Source organism: Nocardia sp. NPDC004068, assembly GCF_042874315.1.
Classification (GTDB): domain Bacteria; phylum Actinomycetota; class Actinomycetes; order Mycobacteriales; family Mycobacteriaceae; genus Nocardia.
Map to the genome: position 1 here is coordinate 148,591 of NZ_JBIAMW010000009.1, position 20,352 is coordinate 168,942.

A 20,352-nucleotide genomic window follows, 5' to 3' on the forward strand; every position below is an offset into this window, starting at 1 on the left:
GCGCCGTGCCCCGCCAACCGATTCGCGGAGGGAGACGCTGATGCTCGCCCGGATTCTGGGGTCGCGCGGACTCATGTCGGCGGCGGTGATTCTCCTGCTCGTCGCGGCCGCCGCGATCGGGCTGAAGGTCATGAGATCGTCCCCCGAACCCCGCGCCTACTGCGCCGATCTGCCCGACAGCGTCGGGTTGTACAAGGGCAGCGCGGTGACCATCATGGGCGTGCCGGTGGGGCGGATCACCGACATCACGCCCCAGGGGGCGATAGCGCGGGTGCGATTCACCGTCCCCGCCAATCGCAAACTGCCGCCGGACGTGGGCGCGGTGACGGTGAGCGACACCCTTGTGGCCGATCGCAAGCTGGCCCTCATCGGCGCCGAACCGCAGGGGCCGGGCTGGGACGCGCGCCACTGCATCACCAAATCCCTGACGCCCAAGAGCCTTTCGCAGACCTTCGACGCGCTGGCCCAGCTCGCCGACCAGCTCACCAGCGCGCGGGATCCGAGCCAGCGCGACAATCTCGGCGCGGGACTCGACGCGCTCGACCGCGCCACCGCGGGCACCGGCGATCAGCTCAACGCCATCGTCGAACAGCTCAGCCGGGTGCTCGCCGCACCGGACGCGGCCATCGGGCACATCGGCGGCCTCATCGACGCGCTCAGCCAGCTCGCCCATCGCGCGCAAGGAAATTGGTCGACGGTGCAGGAGTCGGTGAGCGGGCTGGCCCAGACCTTCGGCGATATCAATGTGCTCGCCATCCCGCAGATCGTCGAGATCGTGGCCGGACTGCGCGATGTGCTGCCGCAGCTCAACGACGTGCTCATGATGTTCGGCACGCCCGCGATCCGGGCGCTGGACTCGATCACCGATCTGCCGCGCATGATCGACGCCGGGGTGGGTTCGGTTGGCGAGATCATCCGCATGGCCCCGGCCGTCGCGTCGGGCTTCGCGAACACGATCGATCCCGCGACCGGGCAGCTCACCATCCGGTACACGCCACCGAAGATCGCTCTGCCGCAACAGGATACCGCTCAGGTCTGCGCGGCCGTACAAGTGGTGACCGGGCAGCCGTGCCCGGCGGGCGCGACGACCGTACCCGCGCTGCCGCTGCTGCTGGGGGCGGTGAGCGCCCGATGACCCGCCTGCGCCTCACCTTGTCGGCCCTGCTCACCGTCGCCCTGCTACCGCTCGCGGGAGGCTGCGATTTCCAACCCGCCGAGATCGCCGTGCCCGGCACCGGAGTCGACGGTCCCACCTATCACCTGCGGATCGAATTCGCGAACGTGCTCAATCTCCCCCAGGGCGCGAAGGTGATCGCCGACGGCGTGCCCGTGGGCCGGTTGACCGGTGTCACCGTCGTCGATCCGACCGCGGACCGGCACGGCCTCGTGATCGCCGAGGTCGACATCCGCGCGGCGGTCCGGCTGCCGGTCGGCACCACCGCCGAACTGCGGCAGGAGACCCCGATCGGTGATGTGCACATCGCGCTCACCGAACCCGCCGCCCCCGCCGCGGGCGAGCTGCGCGCGAACGACACCATCCCGCTGGCGAATACGACCCAGGCCCCGCAGATCGAGGACATTCTCGCGCGGCTGTCCACCTTCATCGGCAGCGGCGCGGTCACCGACATCCAGAACATCGTCCGCACCATGAACGGGGTACTGCCTCCGAATCCGGCCGACACGGCGCGCATCGCGGGCACCCTGGGCGCGGACCTCACCGATCTGGCCGACCACACCGAATCCATCCACAATCTCGTCGCCGGATTGCAGAGCACCGTCGATGAGGGATTGCTCGCCAACACAACGACTTTCGACCAGTTGCTCACTCCGTACGGCGTGCAGCACACCACCGATTCGATCAACGCCACCATCGGCGTCATCTTCGTGCTGACCGCGCTCGGACCGGTCGCCCCGGCCGCGGCCTGGCTGGGTCCGGCGCTGATCTCGGCCGACGGGGTGGTGCGGTCGGTGGTGCCGGTGCTGTTCGGCAGCCATCCGCTCGACACGAGTTCGCCGTCGAATCTGAAGCTGCTGGTCGATCTGATCCAGAACAAGATCATTCCCTTTGTGCAGCGGGGGCCGAAGGTGAACATGGTCGGGGTCACCGTCGACCCGCCACCGGTCGCGATGCCGCCCGAGGAGCAGACCGCCCGCATCGTGGACACCCTGCGAATGATCGGAGCGGTGCGATGAATGTGCGTGGGGCGGTGTCGCTTTCGGCGATCGCGGCGGTGCTGATCCTCGGGGCCACCTATATGACGGTCGGGGTGCTGCATCTGGATCCGCGCCGCGAATACATCACCGTGACCATGCGGCTCGCCGATTCCGGCGGCCTCGGACCCAACGCCCCGGTGCTGCTCACCGGAGTGCAGGTGGGCCGCGCCGAGGAGGTCCGCAAACAGGCCACCGGCGTGCTGGTCCGGTTGCGCATCGATGACCGGTATCGGGTTCCGCTCGCCAGCGACGTGCGCATCGAACAGCTGTCGGCGCTGGGCGAACCCTATATCGAGTTCGCGCCCGAGGGCGGCGGCGGGCCGTATCTGCGTGACGGACAGACGATTCCGGCCGAGCGCGTGCGCACCCCGATGACGATCACCGCGTTGTCGGCGCGGTTGGTGCTGCTGCTCGACCAGGTGCATCCCCAGTCTGTGGCGAATCTGGTCGACACCTTCGACCGGGCCTTGGCGGGGACGGACGCGGCCGTGCAGACCTTGCAGCGTTCGACGACGCTGCTGGCGGCGACCCTGCTCAGCCGCACCGAGGTCGTGCGGCGCATGTTCGGTGACGTGCAGGCGCTCGGCACGAACATCGACTGGCTCGGGCCCTCGCTGGCGGCGGCCGGGCCGGAGTTCGGCGAGTTCGGGGCGGCGTTGAGCGCGATCGTGGAGTCGGCGTCGGAGTTCGTCGAGGCCCGCCCGATCCCGGACTATTTCACCGGCACCGGGGTGACCCCGTTCATGGCCGAGCTCGGTGCGCTGCTGAACAAGATCGGCCCCGGGGCGGCGCCGCTGGCCCCCGCCCTGCGACCCGTCGTGACCGATGCGGTGAGCCGGGCGCCCCGGCTCGACGTGAGCGCCCTGCTCGATCAGGCGCTGCACGGTGTCGATCCCGACGGAACCGTGCACCTCCGCATCACCACCCGATAGGACCCCCATGCCCACTGCCACCGACGACAAGCCGACCGAGACCGCCACCCGCGACCCCCGGACCGTGTCGATCCGGCTGTCGACGGTGCTCACCGCCCTCACGATCGCCGTATTGCTGGCCGCCACAATCGTTTTCGCGTCGCTGTACCTCTCGGCACGCGGCACCCTCGCCGACCGCGACGCCCGCGCGGCCGACGACGCACACGCCGAGCGCATCGCCTCCGACTACGCGGTCGGCGCCTCCACCATCGACTTCCACGACACCAAGGGCTGGCTGACGCGCCTGAAGTCCGACACCACCCCCCAGCTGGCCGCCAAATTCGACGCCACCGCACCGCAATTGGAGCAGATCCTCCTCCCCCTGCAATGGACCTCCAAGGCCACCCCCCTCTCGGCCACGGTCACCTCCGAATCGGGCGGCGTCTACAAGGTCAACGCCTACCTGAACATCAGCTCCACCAGCGCCCAAACCCCCGAGGGCGCCCAGACCACCGTCACCTACTCACTGACCATCGACCGCAATTCCGACTGGAAGATCACCGACGTCGGCGGCTTGCAGACGGCCCTGCCGACGAAGTGATCCGGGCGTCACACCGCGCCGGGCACCAGATCGGTGACGGCGGCGGCGGTGCGGGTGAGCATGGTCAGGAACATGTGGTCGCCGCGGGCGGTGGGTTGGGCCGCGCCGCAACCGAAGACGATGATGAGGGGGGCCTGGACGAGGTTGGCGGTGTAGTCGTGCCAGCACTGGTCGAGGGGGTAGCCGGTGACGCCGTGGGCGAGCAGGGCGCGGTGGTAGGTGGCGACGATCGCGCGTTCGTGGGCGCGGCGGGTGTCGGGGTCGAGGCTGGTGGCGAGCAGGAAGGCGATGTCGCGCAACGGGTTTCCGGGGGTGATGGTCTGCCAGTCGATGACGGTGACCGTGCCGTCGGGGGCGAACATGACGTTGTCCACGCGCAGATCGCCGTGCAGCAGCGCGTAGTGATCCGGCGGGGCGACGAGCCAGTCTCCGGCGGTGGCCACCAGCCAGTCGAGGGTGGCGGATTCGAGGGCGGACAGGCGGTCGGCGAAGCGGTCGCGGAAGGCGTCGGTCATGGGGGCCAGCACCGAATCCATGAGTTCGCGGTCGGCCCGGGTGGGCAGGGACATACCCGGTTCGGTGAGCAGGGTGGCGTCGCACCAGCGGGGGGCGTGCAGTCCGGCGGCGGCGACGGCGACCGAATCCGCCTGCGCCGCCGTGCATCCGGCGATCTGATCGCCCTGGACGGCGGGAGCCAGATCGTCGAGCAACAACACGAACGCGTCGCCCGACTCCGAGATGACCGCGCCGTGGCAGCGCGGGACCGGGACGCGGACGGTGGCGGCGAGGCGGCGGTAGAAGGTCACCTCGTTGCGGAACGCGCCGCTGCCGAAGGCCCGCTGCTCCGGCGAGCCGGTGGCGAGTTTGGCGATCAGCCGGGTCGGCAGGGGCGCGTCGCCGCGATAGCGCAGCGTGAGCCGGAAACTGCCCGCCATCTGCCCCGAACCGATCGGGGTCGCCTCCAGATCCGCGACCGTCACCGAGTGACCCTGCGCGCGCAGCAGGTCGGTGAGCCACGCGGGCGTGAGATCCTCGGGGCGCGTGGGGATTTCGGACATCATGCTCGAACCCGTTCTGTCGCACCGGGATTGACGGGCAGCCCGCGCCCGGACAGCCCGAGCGCGAACCGGCCGCCGCTGAGTTCGGCGAGGGTGGCGCCCATGGTGGCGGTGACCACGGGGTGGCGGGTGTGATGGTTGGTCGCCGCGGTCGCGATGCCGAGGCGAGGCGCGGCGGCGGCGAGCGCGCCCGACAGCACGGCCGCGTCCTTCACATTGAACCGTTCGGAGACGAACGCCGCGCCCAGCCCGATGCGGTCGGCGACCGCCGCCTCGGTGACGAGTTCGGCCGGGCGCACCGGATGCCGCGACAACGCGTAGTACCCGAGTTCGGGCAGCGGCATCGAATCAGACCCCGGCATCGGCACTCCCGCCCATCGTCTCGCCCATGCCGCCAATCTAGAACCAGTTGCAGTGGCGTGTACACAGATTCGAAAAACTGTCTACTGGCCGATCGCGCGATCGAAATCGGCGCACCGACGCCGTTCCGACACCGATGAACGAACACAATGGGAAACGGCGTGGCGGAAGCGTCCGATACAGGAGAGAGACCTTGCAGGTCAACGCATCTGGCGGGAACCGGTCGGGAGGTGTCGGCCGGGTGGCGGGTCGCCTACGATCGACCGCGCCGAAGAATACGTGCGGGTAACCCCGAAGCGCTGTGCACTATGTATGGGCAAGGGTGCACACTACCTGGAAACAGGGGTCGTGGGACCCCCTTGCCCGAACGCCCAGTCTGTGGAACAAGAAGGAGCCGGCGAGTGTTCAGCCGTATTGCCATCGTGAACCGGGGTGAGGCCGCCATGCGGCTCATCCACGCCGTCCGAGATCTGGCCGCGGAGACCGGGCTGCCGATCGAAACCGTCGCTCTGCATACCGATGTCGACCGGAACGCGACCTTCGTGCGCGAGGCCGATATCGCCTACGATCTCGGTCCGGCATCCGCGCGCCCGTACTTGGACCTGAAGGCGCTCGAACGCGCCCTGCTGACGACCAAAGCCGATTCCGCTTGGGTCGGTTGGGGTTTCGTCGCCGAGGACCCCGCCTTCGCGGAGTTGTGCGAACAGATCGGAATCACCTTCATCGGGCCGAGCCCCGACGCCATGCGCAAGCTCGGCGACAAGATCGGCGCGAAGCTGATCGCCGAGGAGGTCGGCGTGCCGGTCGCGCCGTGGAGCCGGGGCGCGGTCGAATCCGTCGACGCCGCCCTCGCCGCGGCCCAGGAGATCGGCTACCCGCTGATGCTCAAGGCGACCGCGGGCGGCGGCGGGCGCGGCATCCGCGTCATCACCAACGAGGCCGAACTCGTCGACGCCTACGAGCGCACCCGCCAGGAGGCCGCCCGCGCCTTCGGCAGCGGCGTCGTCTTCCTCGAGCGCCTGGTCACCGGCGCCCGGCACGTCGAGGTGCAGGTCATCGCCGACGGCCAGGGCACCGCGTGGGCGCTGGGCGTGCGCGACTGCTCGGTGCAGCGCCGCAACCAGAAGGTCATCGAGGAGTCGGCCTCGCCGAAGCTGAGCCCCGAGCAGACCGCCGAGCTCAAGGCGTCGGCCGAGCGGCTCGCCGTCGCGGTCGGCTACCGCGGCGCGGCGACCGTCGAATTCCTCTACCACCCGGGCGAGAAGCTGTTCGCCTTCCTCGAGGTCAACACCCGTCTCCAGGTCGAGCACCCGATCACCGAGTACACCACCGGTTTCGACCTGGTCCGCGCCCAGCTGCACGTCGCCTCCGGCGGCAAACTCGAGGGCACGCCGCCCGCCGAGCGCGGCCACGCCATCGAGGCCCGCCTCAACGCCGAGGACCCCGACCGCGACTTCGCGCCCGCCCCCGGCCGCATCGCGCTGCTGGACCTGCCCGCCGGACCGGGCATCCGCGTCGACACCGGCGTCAGCGAGGGCGACACCATCCCCGCCGACTTCGACTCGATGATCGCCAAGATCATCGCCTACGGCAGCGACCGCGAACAGGCGCTGGGCCGCCTGCGCCGGGCCGTGTCGGAGACCCGCGTGGTCATCGAGGGCGGCGCGACCAACAAGAGCTTCGTCCTCGACCTGCTCAACCAGCCCGAGGTCATCGACGCCAGCGCCGACACCGGCTGGATCGACCGCGTCCGCGGCGAGGGACGCCTTGTCTCGCAACGGCATTCGGCCGTCGCGCTGGCCGCCGCCGCGATCGACGTCTACGAGGAGGAGGAGCGCGCCGAACTGCACCGCCTCATCTCCACGGCCGCGGGCGGACGCCCGCAGGTGCAGCACAAGAGCGGCCGCCCCCTCGATCTCAAACTGCGCGGCGTCACCTATCGCGTGCGCGTCGCCCGCGTCGGGGCGCACCGGTTCCGGCTGGGCATCGAGGCCGCGGGCGAGATCCACACCGCCGATGTCGACCTCGAGCGCTTCGACAGCCACACCGCCCACATCGTGGTCAACGGCAACCGCTTCCGCCTGGTCACCGGCACGCACGGCCCGACCACCCTGGTCGACGTCGAGGGCGTGACCCACCGGGTCAGCCGCGACGAGGGCGGCGTGGTCCGCTCCCCCGCGCCCGCGCTGGTCGTCGCCACCCCGCTCGAGGTCGGCGCGGAGGTCGAGGCCGGGGCGCCCGTGCTGGTGCTCGAGAGCATGAAGATGGAAACCGTGCTGCGCGCGCCGTTCCGGGCCCGGCTCAAGGAGTGCTCGGTCTCGGTCGGCACCCAGGTCGAGACCGGCGCGCCGCTGCTGCGGCTGGAACCGCTCAGCGACGACACCGAGGCCGAGGAGGCCGCCGACACCGGCACGGTCGAACTCGACCTGCCCGCCGAGGCCGCCCCCGCCCGACCCTACGAGCGCCTGACCCGCGGCCTGGAGACGCTGCGCAGCCTGCTGCTCGGCTTCGACGTCGACCCGCACGACGAGCGCCGCGCGATCGACGAGTACCTGGCCGCGCGCCGGGCCGCCGTCGCCGAGAACCACCGCCCGCTCGCCGAGGAACTCGACCTGCTCGAGCTGTTCACCGACCTCGCCGAGGTCAGCCACAACCGCTCCTGGGACGAGGACGGCACGCACGGCCACGTGCACAGCGCGCGCGAGTACTTCCACACCTACCTGCAGAGCCTCGACGTCGAACGGGCCGGGCTGCCCGAGTCCTACCGCGCCAAGCTCGCGAAAGCCCTTGGGCACTACGGCATTACGGAGCTCGACCGCACCCCCGATCTCGAGGGCGCGGTGTTCCGCATCTTCCTCGCCCAGCAGCGGCCCTCGGACACCGTCACCGTCGTCACCACGCTGCTGCGCGAATGGCTGTCCGAGCCGGTGCCGGACCGCGCGCTGCGCGAGCCGGTCGGCCTGGGCCTCGAGCGTCTGGTCGCGGCCACGCAGGTCCGCTTCCCCGTGATCGCCGACCTCACCCGCGGGCTGGTCTACTCCTGGTTCGGCCAGCCGCTGCTGCGCCGCAACCGCGCCCGCGTGTACACCAACGTCCGCAAGCATCTGAGCCACCTCGACGCCCACCCGGACAGCCCGGATCGCGCCGAGCGCATCTCCGATATGGTCCGCAGCACCGAGCCCCTGGTCCGGCTGCTCGGCCAGCGCCTGGTGCGCGGCAACCCGGACAACACCGTCATGCTCGAGGTGCTGACCCGCCGCTACTACGGCAACAAGGGCCTGGCCGATGTCCGCACCCAGGAGGTCGGCGGCTGCACCTTCGTCATCGCCGAACGTCGCGGGGTCACCCTGGTCTCGGCCGCGGTCGCCTTCGACGCGCTCGACTCCGCGGTGCGCGGGCTGACCGAACTGGCCACCGGCGCGGTCTCCATCGAGGCCGACATCTACCTCAGCTGGGAGGGCCAGCCCGAGGACTTCGACGCGATGGCCGCCGCCCTCCAGGACGTGCTCGGCGCGCGCACGCTGCCCAACCAGGTGCACCGCATCACCGCCACCGTCGCGGGCAGCGGCGGCGCGGTCATGCACCACCACTTCACCTTCCGGCCCTCGGCCACGGGCATGGCCGAGGAGCGCCTCATCCGCGGCCTGCACCCGTACATCGCGGAGCGGATGCAGATGAAGCGGCTGCGCAAGTTCGATCTGCACCGGCTGCCGTCCTCGGACAACGACGAGGTGTACCTGTATCGCTGTGTGGCCAAGGAGAATCCGGCCGACGAGCGGTTGATCGCCTTCGCCCAGGTGCGCGACCTGGCCGCGCTGCGCGAACACGACGGCCGCCTGCTCTCCCTGCCGACCGCCGAGGGCACCATCGCCACCTGCATCGACTCCATCCGCCGGGCGCAGTCGCGGCGGCCGTCGAACCGGCGGCTGCACACCAACCGGATCGTCATGTACATCTGGCCGCCGATCGACCTCACCGCCGAGGAGTTCGAGACGATCGTCGGGCGCATCGAACCGGCGACCGTGGGCGCGGGCCTCGAGGAGATCCTCATCATCGCGCGCCAGCGCGACGAGCGGACCGGCGAACTGGTCAAGGTCGCCGTGCGCATCTCCTTCGACACCACCGGCGGCACCCAGGTGACCGTCACCGACCGCACCGACGAGGCCGTCGAACCGCTCGACGAGTACCGGCAAAAGGTGCTGCGCGCCAGCAGCCGCAACACCGTCTACCCGTACGAATTGACCTCGGCGCTGGGCGAATTCACCGAATACGACCTCGACGCCGAGCACGCGCTGGTCCCGGTGGACCGCCCCAAGGGCCGCAACACCGCGGCCATGGTCGCGGGCGTGGTCAGCACCCCGACCGAACGCCACCCCGAGGGCGTGAAACGCGTTGTGCTGCTGGGCGATCCGACGAAGTCGCTGGGCGCGCTGTCGGAGCCGGAGTGCCGCCGGGTGATCGCCGCGCTCGATCTGGCCGAGCGGATGGGCGTGCCGCTGGAGTGGTACGCGCTGTCCTCGGGCGCGCGGATCTCGATGAAGTCCGGCACCGAGAACATGGACTGGGTCGCGGCCGCGCTCAAGCGGATCGTCGAGTTCACCCAGGACGGCGGCGAGATCAACATCGTGGTCTCCGGCATCAACGTCGGCGCGCAGCCGTACTGGAACGCCGAGGCCACCATGCTGATGCACACCAAGGGCATCCTGATCATGACCCCCGAGTCGGCGATGGTGCTCACCGGCAAGCAGGCGCTGGACTTCTCCGGCGGCGTGTCGGCCGAGGACAACTTCGGCATCGGCGGCTACGACCGCGTGATGGGCCCCAACGGGCAGGGTCAGTACTGGGCGCCGAACCTCACCGCGGCGCGCGGCATCCTGATGTCGCACTACGACCACACCTACATCGCCCCCGGCGAGCAGGGCCCGCGGCGGGCGGCGACCAGCGACCCGATCGACCGCGACGTGTCGACCTTCCCGCACGTCATCGACGGCAGCGATTTCACCACCGTCGGCGAGATCTTCTCCGCGACCGCCAACCCGGATCGCAAGAAGCCCTTCGACATTCGCACGGTGATGCGGGCGCTGGCCGACCAGGATCATCCGACGCTGGAGCGCTGGGCGGGCATGGCCGACGCGGAGACGGCGGTGGTGCAGGACGCGCATCTGGGCGGAATCCCGGTGTGCCTGTTGGGCATCGAGTCGCGCAGCGTGCCGCGGCGCGGGTTCACCCCGACCGACGGCCCCGACACCTACACCGCGGGCACGCTGTTCCCGCAGTCGTCGAAGAAGGCCGCGCGGGCGATCAACAGCGCCAGCGGCAACCGGCCGCTGGTGGTGCTGGCGAACCTGTCGGGCTTCGACGGCTCGCCGGAGTCGCTGCGCAAGCTGCAATTGGAGTACGGCGCCGAAATCGGCCGGGCCATCGTGAATTTCGAGGGTCCGATCGTGTTCTGCGTGATCTCGCGCTACCACGGCGGCGCGTTCGTGGTGTTCTCCAAGACGCTGAACCCGAATATGACGGTGCTCGCCATCGAGGGCTCGTTCGCCTCGGTGCTCGGCGGCGCCCCGGCCGCGGCCGTGGTGTTCTCCGGCGAGGTCGACACCCGCACCGCCGCCGACTCCCGGGTGCGGGAGCTGGAGGCCCGGGTCGCGGGCGCGTCGGGCGCGGATCGCGCCGCGCTGTCGGCCGAACTCGACGAGGTCCGCTCGTCGGTGCGCGCCGAGAAGCTCGGTGAGGTCGCCGCGGAGTTCGACCGGGTGCACAGCATCCAGCGCGCGGTGGAGGTCGGTTCGGTGGACGCGATCATCCGCGCCGACGAGCTGCGTCCGGCGATCATCCGGGCCATCGACGCGCGCCTGGCGGGCTGAGCCCGCGCGTGCCGGGCCGACCGCGGGCATCCGGTGTGTTCCGGGTGCTCGTGGTCGGTGTCGTGGCGGTTCTCGGCCTCGGACTGTTCATGCCGTGGCCGAGGCCGCACGCCGATCTCAGCGACGGGGCGCGGCCGCTCACCTGCCTGACCGCGGCGCTGGGTCGGTACGGGGATTCGCGACGCGGCTGGACGGGCGGGGATTCCACCTGGTCGGCCGAATTGCCCGGGGGCCGTACGGTTTTCGCGTTCTCCGACACCTTCCTGTCCCCAGTCATGCCGCCGGCCCGGCCCGCGGGGGCCGCGTTCGTGCACAACTCCCTGATCGTGCGCGGGCCCGGCGGGGAGTTCAGCACGATCGTCGGCAGCACGGCGGACCGGCCGGACTCACTCCTGCGTCCCGCCGACGACGCGCACTGGTTCTGGTTGGGCGCGGCCACGTATCTCGGTGGGGCGCTTCAGATTCCGCTCACCGAATGGCGGCCGTCGGGGCCGGGCGCGCTCGATATCGCCTTCGTCGGGGCGTCGGTGGCGCGCTTCGACGCCGACGATCCGTCCCGGCCGCTCTCGGTCACCCCACTGCCGCGCGGGCGCGGCATCCAATGGGGGCAATGGGTCTGGCCCGAGGACGGCTGGACCTACGTCTACGGCGTGGAGATCGCCGAGGGCCACAAGTACGTGCACGTCGCCCGCGTCGAGGGAGCGGATCTGCGCGGCCGGTTCGCGTTCTGGACGGGGCGCAATTGGTCGGCGTCCGAGGCGGATTCGGCCCGGATCACCAGCGACGTCTCGGCCGAATTCTCGGTCCACCGCCTCGCCCCCGGCCGCTACGCGCTGATCACCATGCAGGACCGCCTCGGCGACCACCTCTACGCCCGCTTCGCCACCGCGCCGACGGGCCCCTTCGGCCCCGACACCACGCTCTACGTCACCCCGGAGACCGGCCCCTCCGGCACCTACCACGACCCCGACGTATACACCTACAACGCCCACGCCCACCCCGAATTCTCCACGCCCACAACCCTCGTCGTCTCCTACAACGTCAACAGCCTCGACACCGCCCCCGGCGGCGACGTCTACCGCGACATCACCGTCTACCGCCCCCGCTTCCTCACCGTGCCCCTCCCGGGCGACACCCCCACCCCGGATATACCCACCCGCCCGGCCTGTCCATGAGGAACGAGCGGAAGGCCACCCACCGCCCGGCTCCCTCGGGACGTACGCGCCCTTCCGCCCCCACGACAGGCTCCTCGGACATACGCCGTCTTCCACTTCGCCCACGGCAGGCGCCCTTTCGGACATACGTCGCCTTCCACCCGGCCCGCAACGGGCACCCTCTGGACATACGCCACTATGGGCGTATGACAGACATGCCCTCCATGTTCACGCTCGATGACGACGGCCGGTATCTCCCGCGGAAGTGGGCGTACGGCCGGTGGGGGGCGGACATGCTCAACGGACCCGCCATTTGCGCCGCCGCCGCGCGCTCGCTCGAACACGCGCACGGGCTGGCCGGGTTCATTCCGGCGCGGTTCACCATCGACCTGTTCAAGGCGGCCAAGGGGCAGCCGCTCGAGGTGCACACGGAGGTGATCCGGTCCGGGCGGCGTATTCACATCGCCGCGGCCCGGGTGTGCCAGGGCGAGGTCGAGGTGGCTCAGGCCCGCCTGGTTCAGTTGCGTGCCGCCGAGGCCCCGCCCGGGGCGGAGTGGCACTCCGAGCATCCGTTCACCCCGCCCGCGGACTCCGGCCTGGACTGGTGGTACCACAGCGATCACGACTGGTCCACCACCATGAGCGAGCACCAGAACGCGGGCCGCAAGGAGCTGTGGGCGGTGCCGCTCGGCGCGGTGGAGGGCGAGGAGCGCAGCCCGTTCGTGCAGGCCGTGATCGCCGCCGAATCCACCAGCCTGGTCACCAACTGGGGTTCGGCGGGCATCGGCTACATCAACGCCGACCTCACCGTCGCCCTCGACCGCCTCCCCGTCGGCGACCGCATCGGCCTGCGGGCCGAAACCCACCTCACCGACAACGGCGTCTCCGTCGGCACGGCCACCCTGCTCGACTCCACCGGCCCGATCGGCACCGGCATGGTCACCGCGATCGCGAACGCGGCGGCGCAAATCGACTTCTCCGGCGACGAGACCCGCTGGTGAAACCTATTGTCCCCCGGACAGATCCGCGGACAGATCGCGAATCTCCATCCCGTCGGGGATCCGCACCTCCTCGACGAGTTCGGGCCGATCGTCGAATTCCAGGCGCAGCGCCCGGCACAGGGTGGCGTGCATGTCGTACATCGCGGTGATGTAGGTCAGTTGCAGGATCTCCGCATCGCCGAGATGCGCCTTCAGCACCGCGAACACCGCGTCGGGCACCCGGCCCCCGTCGAGCACCAGACCGTCGGTGTAGGCCAGCACCGCGCGTTCGAGTTCGGAGAAGCAGTCCGCGACCTGCCAGTGCGGGATCGCGGCGATCTTCTCCTCCGCCACGCCCAGCGACCGCATCTGCTTGCAGTGCTGGGAGAACACGAACTGGCTGCCGCGCGCGTACCCCGCCCGGCTCTGCCCGAGTTCGCGCAGCGCCGGATCGAGAGTCGCGTTGCGGTACAAGGCGAATCCGCGCACCGCGTGCCGGAAGACGTCGGGCGACTGCGCGAACACCGTCCACCAGTCGCCGGGCGTGCCGTGCACGGTGCCGTGGTCGACGGCCGGATCCTTGTCGGGCCCGAACAGCCGGTCGTAGTAGAACAGGATCCGCTCGTCGGTCACCTCGGCGCGGGGAACCTCGCGAAGACGCGGCATGGGGGAACTCCTCTCAGCGCTGCGCCGGAACCCGGCGGTCGGCGGCGGTCTTCGGTTCGTGGGCGACGTCGTCCTCGGTGAATTCCCGTGTCCAGCAGGCGCATTCGAGCAGCACCCCATCGGGATCCTGGAAGTAGAACGACCGCACGAACGTCCCCGGATGCACCTCCCGCGACACCCCCCGCGGACTGTCGTCGTGATTGAGCACCCGACTCACCTTGACCCCCTTCGCCGCCAGCCGCTCCCGGTACTCGTCGAACCGCTCCGGCGGCACCGCGAACGCCACATGATTCATCGACCCGACCCCGCTCACCAGCTCCCCCTCGTCGGGCAGCCCCTTGGGCGCGGCCAGGCCCGGCGTGGCGTCGGGTGCGTCGGCCAGCCAGAAGAACGCCAGCGTGTTCCCGCCGCCGCAGTCGAAGAAGAAGTGCTGCCCCAGATCACCGGGCAGTTCGATAGTCTTGATCAACGGCATACCGAGTGTCCCCGAATAGAATTCGATGGTCCTGCGCATATCCGAACACACCAGCGCGAGATGGTTGATCCCGCGGAGCTCGTATTCGGGGTTCGCGTTCATGGCGTTCCTTCCGCTCGGGGCGACATGCCGTCCCCTCAACTGACTTGACAGTCATGTCATGTTTGTTGGATAGTCTGAGCCGTGCCGAAGTCATCTGTCAATAGCGCCCCCGCCGCGGTCGACACCCTGACCGCCCGGGGTCGCAAGACGCGCGACGCGCTGCTCGACGCCGCGCGCAAGGTCTTCGAGGACGTCGGCTTCCTCGACACCCGGGTGGAGTTGATCGCGCAGGAGGCAGGCGTCTCCTACGGCACCTTCTACCGCTACTTCGAATCCAAGGAACACGTCTTCGGCGAGTTGAGCACCCGCCTGTTCGAGGACATGCACCGCCGCGAACCCACCGCGGCCGACCTGTCCCCCGCCGCGCGCCTGATCGCCGCGAATCGGTCCTATTACCAGGCGTATCGGCGCAACGCGCGGATGATGGCGATCGTCGAACAGGTCGCGACCTTCAACGAGGAGTTCCGCCGGCTGCGCCACGAGCATCGCCGTCAGCTCATCGACCGCACCGCGCGGGCCATCGCCCGCTGGCAGCGCGAGGGCCTGGTCCGGCCCGAACTCGACCCGGAGCTGGCGGCGCGGGCGATGTCGGCCATGGTCGACCACTCGTTGTATCTGTGGCTGATCCAGGGCGAGGACGCCGACGAGGCGGCACTGCTGGACACGCTCGACCGGATGTCGGTCGCCGCGCTCGGACTGGAGGCACCGTGACATCGCATTCCGTACTCGCCGGACCCCTCGACGGATATCGCGTCCTCGAACTCGGCACGCTCATCGCGGGCCCTTATTGCGGTCGCCTGCTCGGCGATCTCGGCGCGGACGTGATCAAGATCGAGGCGCCGGATCGGCCCGACCCGCTGCGGGATTGGGGCCAGGCCCAGGGCGGGCACCAGTACTTCTGGACCGTGCACGCGCGCAACAAACGCTGTGTGAGCCTGGATCTGCGCACCGACGCGGGCCGCGCGGTCTTCCTGGAACTCGCCGCCGGTGCCGATGTGGTGGTGGAGAGCTTCCGGCCGGGCACCCTCGAACGCTGGGGCATCGGCTATGACGTTCTGGCGCAACGCAATCCGGGCCTGGTGCTGGCCCGCGTCTCCGGCTACGGGCAGACCGGGCCGTACGCGTCGCGGCCCGGATACGCCTCGGTGGCCGAGGGCATCAGCGGTCTGCGGCACCTCAACGGGTTTCCGGGGCAGGCGCCGCCGCGCATCGCACTGTCGCTCGGGGACAGCCTCGCCGGACTGTTCGCCTTCCAGGGTGTGCTCGCGGCCCTGCTGGTGCGCGAACGCACCGGGCGCGGGCAGATCGTGGACGCGGCGCTGACCGAGGCCGCGCTCGCCATCCAAGAGTCGACGATTCCCGACTACCACAAGACCGGCCACGTCCGGCAGCCGTCGGGCACGCGACTCGATCGGGTCGCGCCGTCGAATCTGTATCGCGCCAAGGACGAATTGTGGGTGATCATCGCGGCCAATCAGGACACGGTCTTCGCCCGGCTGGCGACCGCCATGGGCCGTAGCGAACTGGCGTCGGACCCGCGCTACGCCGACCATTCCGCCCGCGGGGAGCATCAGGACGAACTCGACGAGATGATCGCCGAGTGGGCGGCCGGGTACACCGCCGCCGAACTCATCGAGCTGCTCGCCGCGCACGGGGTGGTCGCGGGTCCGGTGAACACGGTCGCGGAGGTGATGGCCGATCCGCAGTTCAACGCGCGCGATATCTTCGTCGACCACACCGATCCCTCGCATCCGCCGGGCGATCCCGAGCACGATCCGGTGCCCGCGAAGGGTGTTGGCGTGGTGCCGCGGCTCAGCGAGACCGCGGGCGGGGTGCGGTGGGGCGGGGCGAGCCGGCCGGGCACGCACACCGAGGAGGTCTTGACCGAATTGCTGGGCTACGACGGCGAGCGCATCGCGGCCCTGCGGGCAGAGGGGACGATCGCATGAGCATCGATATCGTCATTCGCGAGGTCGGACCGCGCGACGGATTGCAGATCGAGCGGCCGCTGCCGACCGAGGCCAAACTCGAGTTCATCGACGCGCTGGTCGCGACCGGGGTGCCGCGCATCGAGGTCACCTCGTTCGTCTCACCGCGCGCGATCCCGGCGCTGGCCGACGCGGAAGCCGTTGCGGCGCAACTGGTTCAATGGCCCGGGGTGGAGTTCTCGGCGCTGGTTGCCGGGCTCGGCGGGGTGCGGCGCGCCCTCGCGTCCGGGGTGACCCGCCTCGAATACGTGGTGTCGGCCTCCGACGGGCACAGCCGCGCGAACGTCGGCCGCACCAGCGCGGAGTCGGTGGCGCTCATCGCGCCGATCGCCGACCTCGTCCACGAGGCGGGCGGTGAGCTGGAGGTGATCGTCGCCATCGCGTTCGACTGCCCGTTCGACGGCCGCACCCCGCCCGAGCGGGTGGCCGAGATCGCCGGGCGCGCACTGGCTTCCGGCGCGGACACGCTCTCGGTCGCCGACACCGTGGGCACCGCGACGCCGGTCCGCACCGGCGACGTGCTCGATCGGGTGCGCGCGGTCGCGCCCGAGGTCGATCTCGGCATCCACCTGCACAACACGCGCGGCCAGGGTCTGGCCAACGCCTGGGCCGCCTACGGCCACGGGGTGCGCCGCTTCGACGCCTCCACCGGCGGCATCGGCGGCTGCCCGTTCGCGCCCGGCGCGAGCGGCAATATCGCGACCGAGGAACTGGTCTACCTGTTCGAGGACGGCGGCATCCGCACCGGCATCGATCTGGACCGCACTCTCGCCGCGGCACAACTCATCTCACGCCTGCTCGGCCGCCCCGCCGACAGCAACCTGCTCGCCGCCGGCGGCCGCCTGGTCCCCCGCCCCGAGCGCTGAACCCCCGCATCGCCTCGGAGGAGGTCCCCTCATGGACGAACTGGCCGACCGCTTCTTCGCCGCCGTCAGCGCCGGTGACGTCGCCACACTGACCGAACTGTACGCCCCCGACGCGCGCATCTGGCACAACGACGACAACGCCGAACAGACCGTCGCCGAGAACCTCCGCGTGCTGCGCTGGCTCTCGCGGACGGTGGAAGACCTTCGCTACGAGGACATTCGGCGCCACCCTTTGCCGGATGGCTTCGCGCAGCAGCATGTGCTGCGGGGGCGGCTGGCCGGGCATGGGGCGCTGGAGGTTCCGGCGTGTTTGTTCGTGCGGGTGCGGGAGGGGCGGATCGTGCGGATCGAGGAGTATGTGGATTCGGCGGCTACGAGTGCGTTGCGGGCTGTGGCGGGTGGGAGGGGGCGCTGAATCGCTGTGCCAAGTGCGGCACGGGCCGCACCGAGATTCGTTCGGGTACAGAATATTTCATTCGAAGCGGGATTCGGTGGTGGTCGCCGCTGGAGAGCAGGAGCAGTGATGAGCGGTGGGACGCGGCCTGAGGGGCAGCTGGTCGAAATGATCTCGCGGATGCGGGATTTCATCGATGACGAGGTGATACCACGGGAGGCGGCGCTGGCGGGCGAGGACGGCGGGCCCGAGCTGGAGAGGCTGCGGGGACGGGCGAAGGAGCTGGGGCTGTGGGCGCTCGGGCATCCGGCCGAACTCGGCGGCGGGGGTGTGCCGTTTCTCGATTTCGTGTATCTCAACGAGGTGATCGGGCGCTCGGAGTTCGGGCAGCTGGCGGTGGGGTCGGTGTCCATGCAGGACACGCTGATGCTGTACCGGCACGGAACCGAGGAGCAGCGGCGGCGCTGGATTCCACCCATGGTGGCCGGGGACATCCTGCCCTCGGTCGGGCTGACCGAACCGGAGGTCGCGGGTTCGGATCCGACGCTCATCGAGACCCGCGCCGAACTCGACGGCGAGCACTGGATCATCAACGGGCACAAGTGGTTCACGACCGGGGTGGCGCAGGCTGCCTACTGCACGGTCTTCGCGCGCACCGAGGACGAGTCCGTGCCACGGCACGCGCGGATCAGCGCGATCATCGTGCCGACCGACACGCCCGGCTTCGAGATCGTGCGCGCGATCCCGACCATGGGCCACGATCCCAGCGATCACTACGAGGTTCGTCTGACGAATGTCCGTGTGCCCGTTGCCAATCTGCTCGGCGAGCGCGGCAAGGGCTTCGTGATCGCACAGGACCGACTCGGACCCGGCCGCATCTTCCACTGCATGCGCTGGCTCGGGCAGGCCCAGCGCGCCTTCGAGTTGATGTGCGACCGGGCGAACACCCGGTACGCGCACGGTTCCCCGCTGGCCGAAAAGGGCGAAATCCACCGGTACATCGCCGAATCCGCCGCCGAGATCCACGCCGCGCGACTGATGACCCTCGACGCGGCGCGCGCCATGGACGCCGGGGAGGACTACCGGGTGCGGGTCGGGCTGATCAAGTTCTGGGGTGCGCGGATGCTGCACAATGTGATCGACCGGGCGATTCAGGTGCACGGGGCGTTGGGGCTGACCGCCGATACGCCGCTGGAGCGGATGTATCGGCAGGCGCGATACGCGCGGATCTACGACGGGCCCGACGAGGTGCATCGGATGTCGACCGCACGTCGGCTGCTGCGTTCGCCGGAGGCCGCGCCGTGGAACTGATGGCCGAGGATGTCCGCGCGATTCTGGCTGCGGCACTGGGGCGTTCGGTCGGCGAGGTGAGTGTCCGGCAGTTCACCGGCGGCGCCAGTCGACAGGTGTACGGGGTGGAAGCCGGTTCGGTACGGGCGGTGCTGCGCCGCGATCCGCCCGGCCACGGCGACGCGAATCGGATGCGCGCGGAGGCGGCCTGTCTACGGGCCGCCGCCGCGGCGGGTGTCCCCGTGCCCGCCGTGCTGGCGGCCGGTGACACCGCTCCGGGGATCGATGCGCCGTATCTGTTGATGGAATACGTCGACGGCGAGTCGATTCCCCGTAAGCTGCAACGGGATCCGGCGTACGCTCCCGTCCGCGAGCGGCTGGCCGGTGACCTGGGTGAGATCCTCGGCCGGATTCATCGCACGCCGACCGATACGCTGACCATGCTGACCGACGCCGATCCCCTCGACGAGATCGAACGCGTCTACCGCGACCTCGGCCAGCCCCGCCCGGCTGTCGAGATGGGTCTGCTCTGGCTGCGGGACCATCTTCCTGTTGTGCGCCCGAAAACGTTGGTACACGGCGACTTTCGCCTGGGGAACTTCCTCATCGCGCCGACCGGCGTCCGCGCGGTGCTGGACTGGGAGCTGGCCCACCTCGGCAATCCCATGGAGGACCTCGGCTGGCTGTGCGTCCGCGCCTGGCGCTTCGGCGGCCCCGCCCCCGTCGCGGGGATCGGGACCAGAACGCAGCTCCTGGACGGGTACGAGCGGATCACCGGCATCCGCCCCGCAGCCGAAGAACTCCATTGGTGGGAGGCGTTCGGCACGCTGAAATGGTTGATTCTCAGCATGTTTCAGGCCGATCGGCACTTCAGTGGTCGGGAACATTCCCTGGAACTGGCCGCGATCGGACGGCGTGTGTGCGAGTCCGAGTACGACTTGTTGATCGCGCTCGACCTCTTCGATGATTCGGCCGACCTCGCTCCCCACCCGGCACCGACCGACGCGGAGGCCCGAGAGATCACGGGCGAAACCCCCACCGCCACCGTCCACGACCGCCCCACCCTCGACGAAATCCTCACCCTCGTAACCGAAACCCTCACCACCGACATAGCCCCCACCCTCGCCCCGCGCGAACGCTACCTCCTCCGCGTCTGCACCACCCTCCTGTCGACCGCGACCCGAGAACTCCACTCCGGCCCCACCCCCACCACCACGGTGCAAACCCTCCTCACCACCCTCGGCTGCGACTCCGAACAAACCCTCGCCACCCGCCTCCACAACGGCACCCTCCCCTACACCGACCCCCAAGTCCGCCGAACCACCTCCACAGCCATCAAAACCCGCCTCCAAATCACCAACCCCCACCATCTCACCCACCCCAGCCGCACCCCTTATCCGAATCCGCACCCTTTGTAGAGCCCTGC

At 70.0% G+C, this 20,352-nt stretch carries 16 protein-coding genes and 1 pseudogene; 13 read left to right on the forward strand and 4 right to left on the reverse strand.

The genetic code is table 11. The annotated features are described in order from the left end of the window. Positions 1-40: 40 nt before the first annotated feature. Genes ACFYTQ_RS23430 through ACFYTQ_RS23445 form a run of 4 tightly spaced genes read left to right on the forward strand, consistent with a single transcriptional unit; the run spans position 41 to position 3,726 of the window. Positions 41-1,135 (forward strand): MlaD family protein, encoded by a 1,095-nt coding sequence (locus tag ACFYTQ_RS23430; protein WP_387364674.1) that lies wholly within the window; start codon positions 41-43, stop codon positions 1,133-1,135. Beyond that, entirely contained in the window at positions 1,132-2,193 is a 1,062-nt protein-coding gene (locus ACFYTQ_RS23435; RefSeq protein WP_387364677.1) for an MlaD family protein, read from the forward strand. The genes ACFYTQ_RS23430 and ACFYTQ_RS23435 overlap by 4 nt, the downstream gene beginning before the upstream one ends. Continuing rightward, on the forward strand, positions 2,190-3,146 hold the full coding sequence (locus ACFYTQ_RS23440; RefSeq protein WP_387364680.1) for an MlaD family protein: 957 nt from the start codon (positions 2,190-2,192) through the stop codon (positions 3,144-3,146). The genes ACFYTQ_RS23435 and ACFYTQ_RS23440 overlap by 4 nt, the downstream gene beginning before the upstream one ends. A gap of 7 nt (positions 3,147-3,153) precedes the next feature. After that, entirely contained in the window at positions 3,154-3,726 is a 573-nt protein-coding gene (locus ACFYTQ_RS23445) for a hypothetical protein (protein WP_387364683.1), read from the forward strand. Between the two features lie 8 nt (positions 3,727-3,734). Here the strand turns inward: ACFYTQ_RS23445 and ACFYTQ_RS23450 are convergent, their stop codons facing one another. Both ACFYTQ_RS23450 and ACFYTQ_RS23455 read right to left on the reverse strand, forming a co-directional pair. Then, on the reverse strand, positions 3,735-4,784 hold the full coding sequence (locus tag ACFYTQ_RS23450; protein ID WP_387365407.1) for a phosphotransferase: 1,050 nt from the start codon (positions 4,782-4,784) through the stop codon (positions 3,735-3,737). 38 nt (positions 4,785-4,822) lie between these two features. Further along, positions 4,823-5,128 (reverse strand): annotated as a pseudogene (locus tag ACFYTQ_RS23455) (LLM class flavin-dependent oxidoreductase); the annotation flags it as partial. A 417-nt stretch (positions 5,129-5,545) separates the two neighbouring features. Here ACFYTQ_RS23455 and ACFYTQ_RS23460 point away from each other — a divergent pair. From ACFYTQ_RS23460 to ACFYTQ_RS23470, 3 genes are all read left to right on the forward strand, one after another. Further along, on the forward strand, positions 5,546-11,011 hold the full coding sequence (locus ACFYTQ_RS23460; RefSeq protein WP_387364686.1) for a carboxyl transferase domain-containing protein: 5,466 nt from the start codon (positions 5,546-5,548) through the stop codon (positions 11,009-11,011). 8 nt (positions 11,012-11,019) lie between these two features. Beyond that, positions 11,020-12,186 (forward strand): hypothetical protein, encoded by a 1,167-nt coding sequence (locus tag ACFYTQ_RS23465; RefSeq protein WP_387364689.1) that lies wholly within the window; start codon positions 11,020-11,022, stop codon positions 12,184-12,186. 185 nt (positions 12,187-12,371) lie between these two features. After that, positions 12,372-13,166 (forward strand): acyl-CoA thioesterase domain-containing protein, encoded by a 795-nt coding sequence (locus ACFYTQ_RS23470; protein ID WP_387364692.1) that lies wholly within the window; start codon positions 12,372-12,374, stop codon positions 13,164-13,166. Positions 13,167-13,169: 3 nt separating this feature from the next. On the opposite strand, the gene ACFYTQ_RS23475 is transcribed toward ACFYTQ_RS23470, so the two are convergent. Together ACFYTQ_RS23475 and ACFYTQ_RS23480 are read right to left on the reverse strand one after the other, a co-directional pair. Next, positions 13,170-13,811, reverse strand: a complete 642-nt coding sequence (locus tag ACFYTQ_RS23475; protein WP_387364695.1) for a carboxymuconolactone decarboxylase family protein — start codon at positions 13,809-13,811, stop codon at positions 13,170-13,172. Between the two features lie 13 nt (positions 13,812-13,824). Next, the gene (locus tag ACFYTQ_RS23480; protein ID WP_387364698.1) at positions 13,825-14,388 is read right to left on the reverse strand and encodes a VOC family protein; all 564 of its coding nucleotides are present in this window, start codon (positions 14,386-14,388) and stop codon (positions 13,825-13,827) included. A gap of 81 nt (positions 14,389-14,469) precedes the next feature. Here ACFYTQ_RS23480 and ACFYTQ_RS23485 point away from each other — a divergent pair, with 81 nt between their 5' ends. The 6 genes from ACFYTQ_RS23485 to ACFYTQ_RS23510 all read left to right on the forward strand — a co-directional run bounded on the left by ACFYTQ_RS23485 (position 14,470) and on the right by ACFYTQ_RS23510 (position 20,344). Further along, positions 14,470-15,099, forward strand: a complete 630-nt coding sequence (locus ACFYTQ_RS23485) for a TetR/AcrR family transcriptional regulator (RefSeq protein ID WP_387364701.1) — start codon at positions 14,470-14,472, stop codon at positions 15,097-15,099. Beyond that, positions 15,096-16,337 carry a CaiB/BaiF CoA transferase family protein gene (locus ACFYTQ_RS23490; RefSeq protein ID WP_387364704.1) on the forward strand — a complete coding sequence of 414 codons (1,242 nt, stop codon included), beginning with the start codon at positions 15,096-15,098 and terminating at the stop codon, positions 16,335-16,337. The genes ACFYTQ_RS23485 and ACFYTQ_RS23490 overlap by 4 nt, the downstream gene beginning before the upstream one ends. Continuing rightward, positions 16,334-17,242, forward strand: a complete 909-nt coding sequence (locus ACFYTQ_RS23495; RefSeq protein WP_387364707.1) for a hydroxymethylglutaryl-CoA lyase — start codon at positions 16,334-16,336, stop codon at positions 17,240-17,242. Before ACFYTQ_RS23490 ends, ACFYTQ_RS23495 begins: the two co-directional genes overlap by 4 nt. 31 nt (positions 17,243-17,273) lie before the next feature. Next, positions 17,274-17,657: a nuclear transport factor 2 family protein gene (locus tag ACFYTQ_RS23500; RefSeq protein ID WP_387364710.1), complete on the forward strand. Its 384-nt coding sequence runs from the start codon at positions 17,274-17,276 to the stop codon at positions 17,655-17,657. 108 nt (positions 17,658-17,765) lie between these two features. Continuing rightward, positions 17,766-18,947 (forward strand): acyl-CoA dehydrogenase family protein, encoded by a 1,182-nt coding sequence (locus ACFYTQ_RS23505; protein ID WP_387364713.1) that lies wholly within the window; start codon positions 17,766-17,768, stop codon positions 18,945-18,947. After that, on the forward strand, positions 18,947-20,344 hold the full coding sequence (locus ACFYTQ_RS23510) for a phosphotransferase family protein (RefSeq protein WP_387365410.1): 1,398 nt from the start codon (positions 18,947-18,949) through the stop codon (positions 20,342-20,344). Before ACFYTQ_RS23505 ends, ACFYTQ_RS23510 begins: the two co-directional genes overlap by 1 nt. The last annotated feature ends 8 nt before the right edge of the window (positions 20,345-20,352 follow it).

Excerpts from the sequence above, each read along its gene's own strand:
- ACFYTQ_RS23430 (WP_387364674.1), top strand. The coding sequence starts at position 41 with ATGCTCGCCCGGATTCTGGGGTCGCGCGGACTCATGTCGGCGGCGGTG.
- ACFYTQ_RS23435 (WP_387364677.1), top strand. The coding sequence starts at position 1,132 with ATGACCCGCCTGCGCCTCACCTTGTCGGCCCTGCTCACCGTCGCCCTG.
- ACFYTQ_RS23440 (WP_387364680.1), top strand. The coding sequence starts at position 2,190 with ATGAATGTGCGTGGGGCGGTGTCGCTTTCGGCGATCGCGGCGGTGCTG.
- ACFYTQ_RS23445 (WP_387364683.1), top strand. The coding sequence starts at position 3,154 with ATGCCCACTGCCACCGACGACAAGCCGACCGAGACCGCCACCCGCGAC.
- ACFYTQ_RS23450 (WP_387365407.1), bottom strand. The coding sequence starts at position 4,784 with ATGTCCGAAATCCCCACGCGCCCCGAGGATCTCACGCCCGCGTGGCTC.
- ACFYTQ_RS23470 (WP_387364692.1), top strand. The coding sequence starts at position 12,372 with ATGACAGACATGCCCTCCATGTTCACGCTCGATGACGACGGCCGGTAT.
- ACFYTQ_RS23475 (WP_387364695.1), bottom strand. The coding sequence starts at position 13,811 with ATGCCGCGTCTTCGCGAGGTTCCCCGCGCCGAGGTGACCGACGAGCGG.
- ACFYTQ_RS23480 (WP_387364698.1), bottom strand. The coding sequence starts at position 14,388 with ATGAACGCGAACCCCGAATACGAGCTCCGCGGGATCAACCATCTCGCG.
- ACFYTQ_RS23495 (WP_387364707.1), top strand. The coding sequence starts at position 16,334 with ATGAGCATCGATATCGTCATTCGCGAGGTCGGACCGCGCGACGGATTG.
- ACFYTQ_RS23500 (WP_387364710.1), top strand. The coding sequence starts at position 17,274 with ATGGACGAACTGGCCGACCGCTTCTTCGCCGCCGTCAGCGCCGGTGAC.
- ACFYTQ_RS23505 (WP_387364713.1), top strand. The coding sequence starts at position 17,766 with ATGAGCGGTGGGACGCGGCCTGAGGGGCAGCTGGTCGAAATGATCTCG.
- ACFYTQ_RS23510 (WP_387365410.1), top strand. The coding sequence starts at position 18,947 with ATGGCCGAGGATGTCCGCGCGATTCTGGCTGCGGCACTGGGGCGTTCG.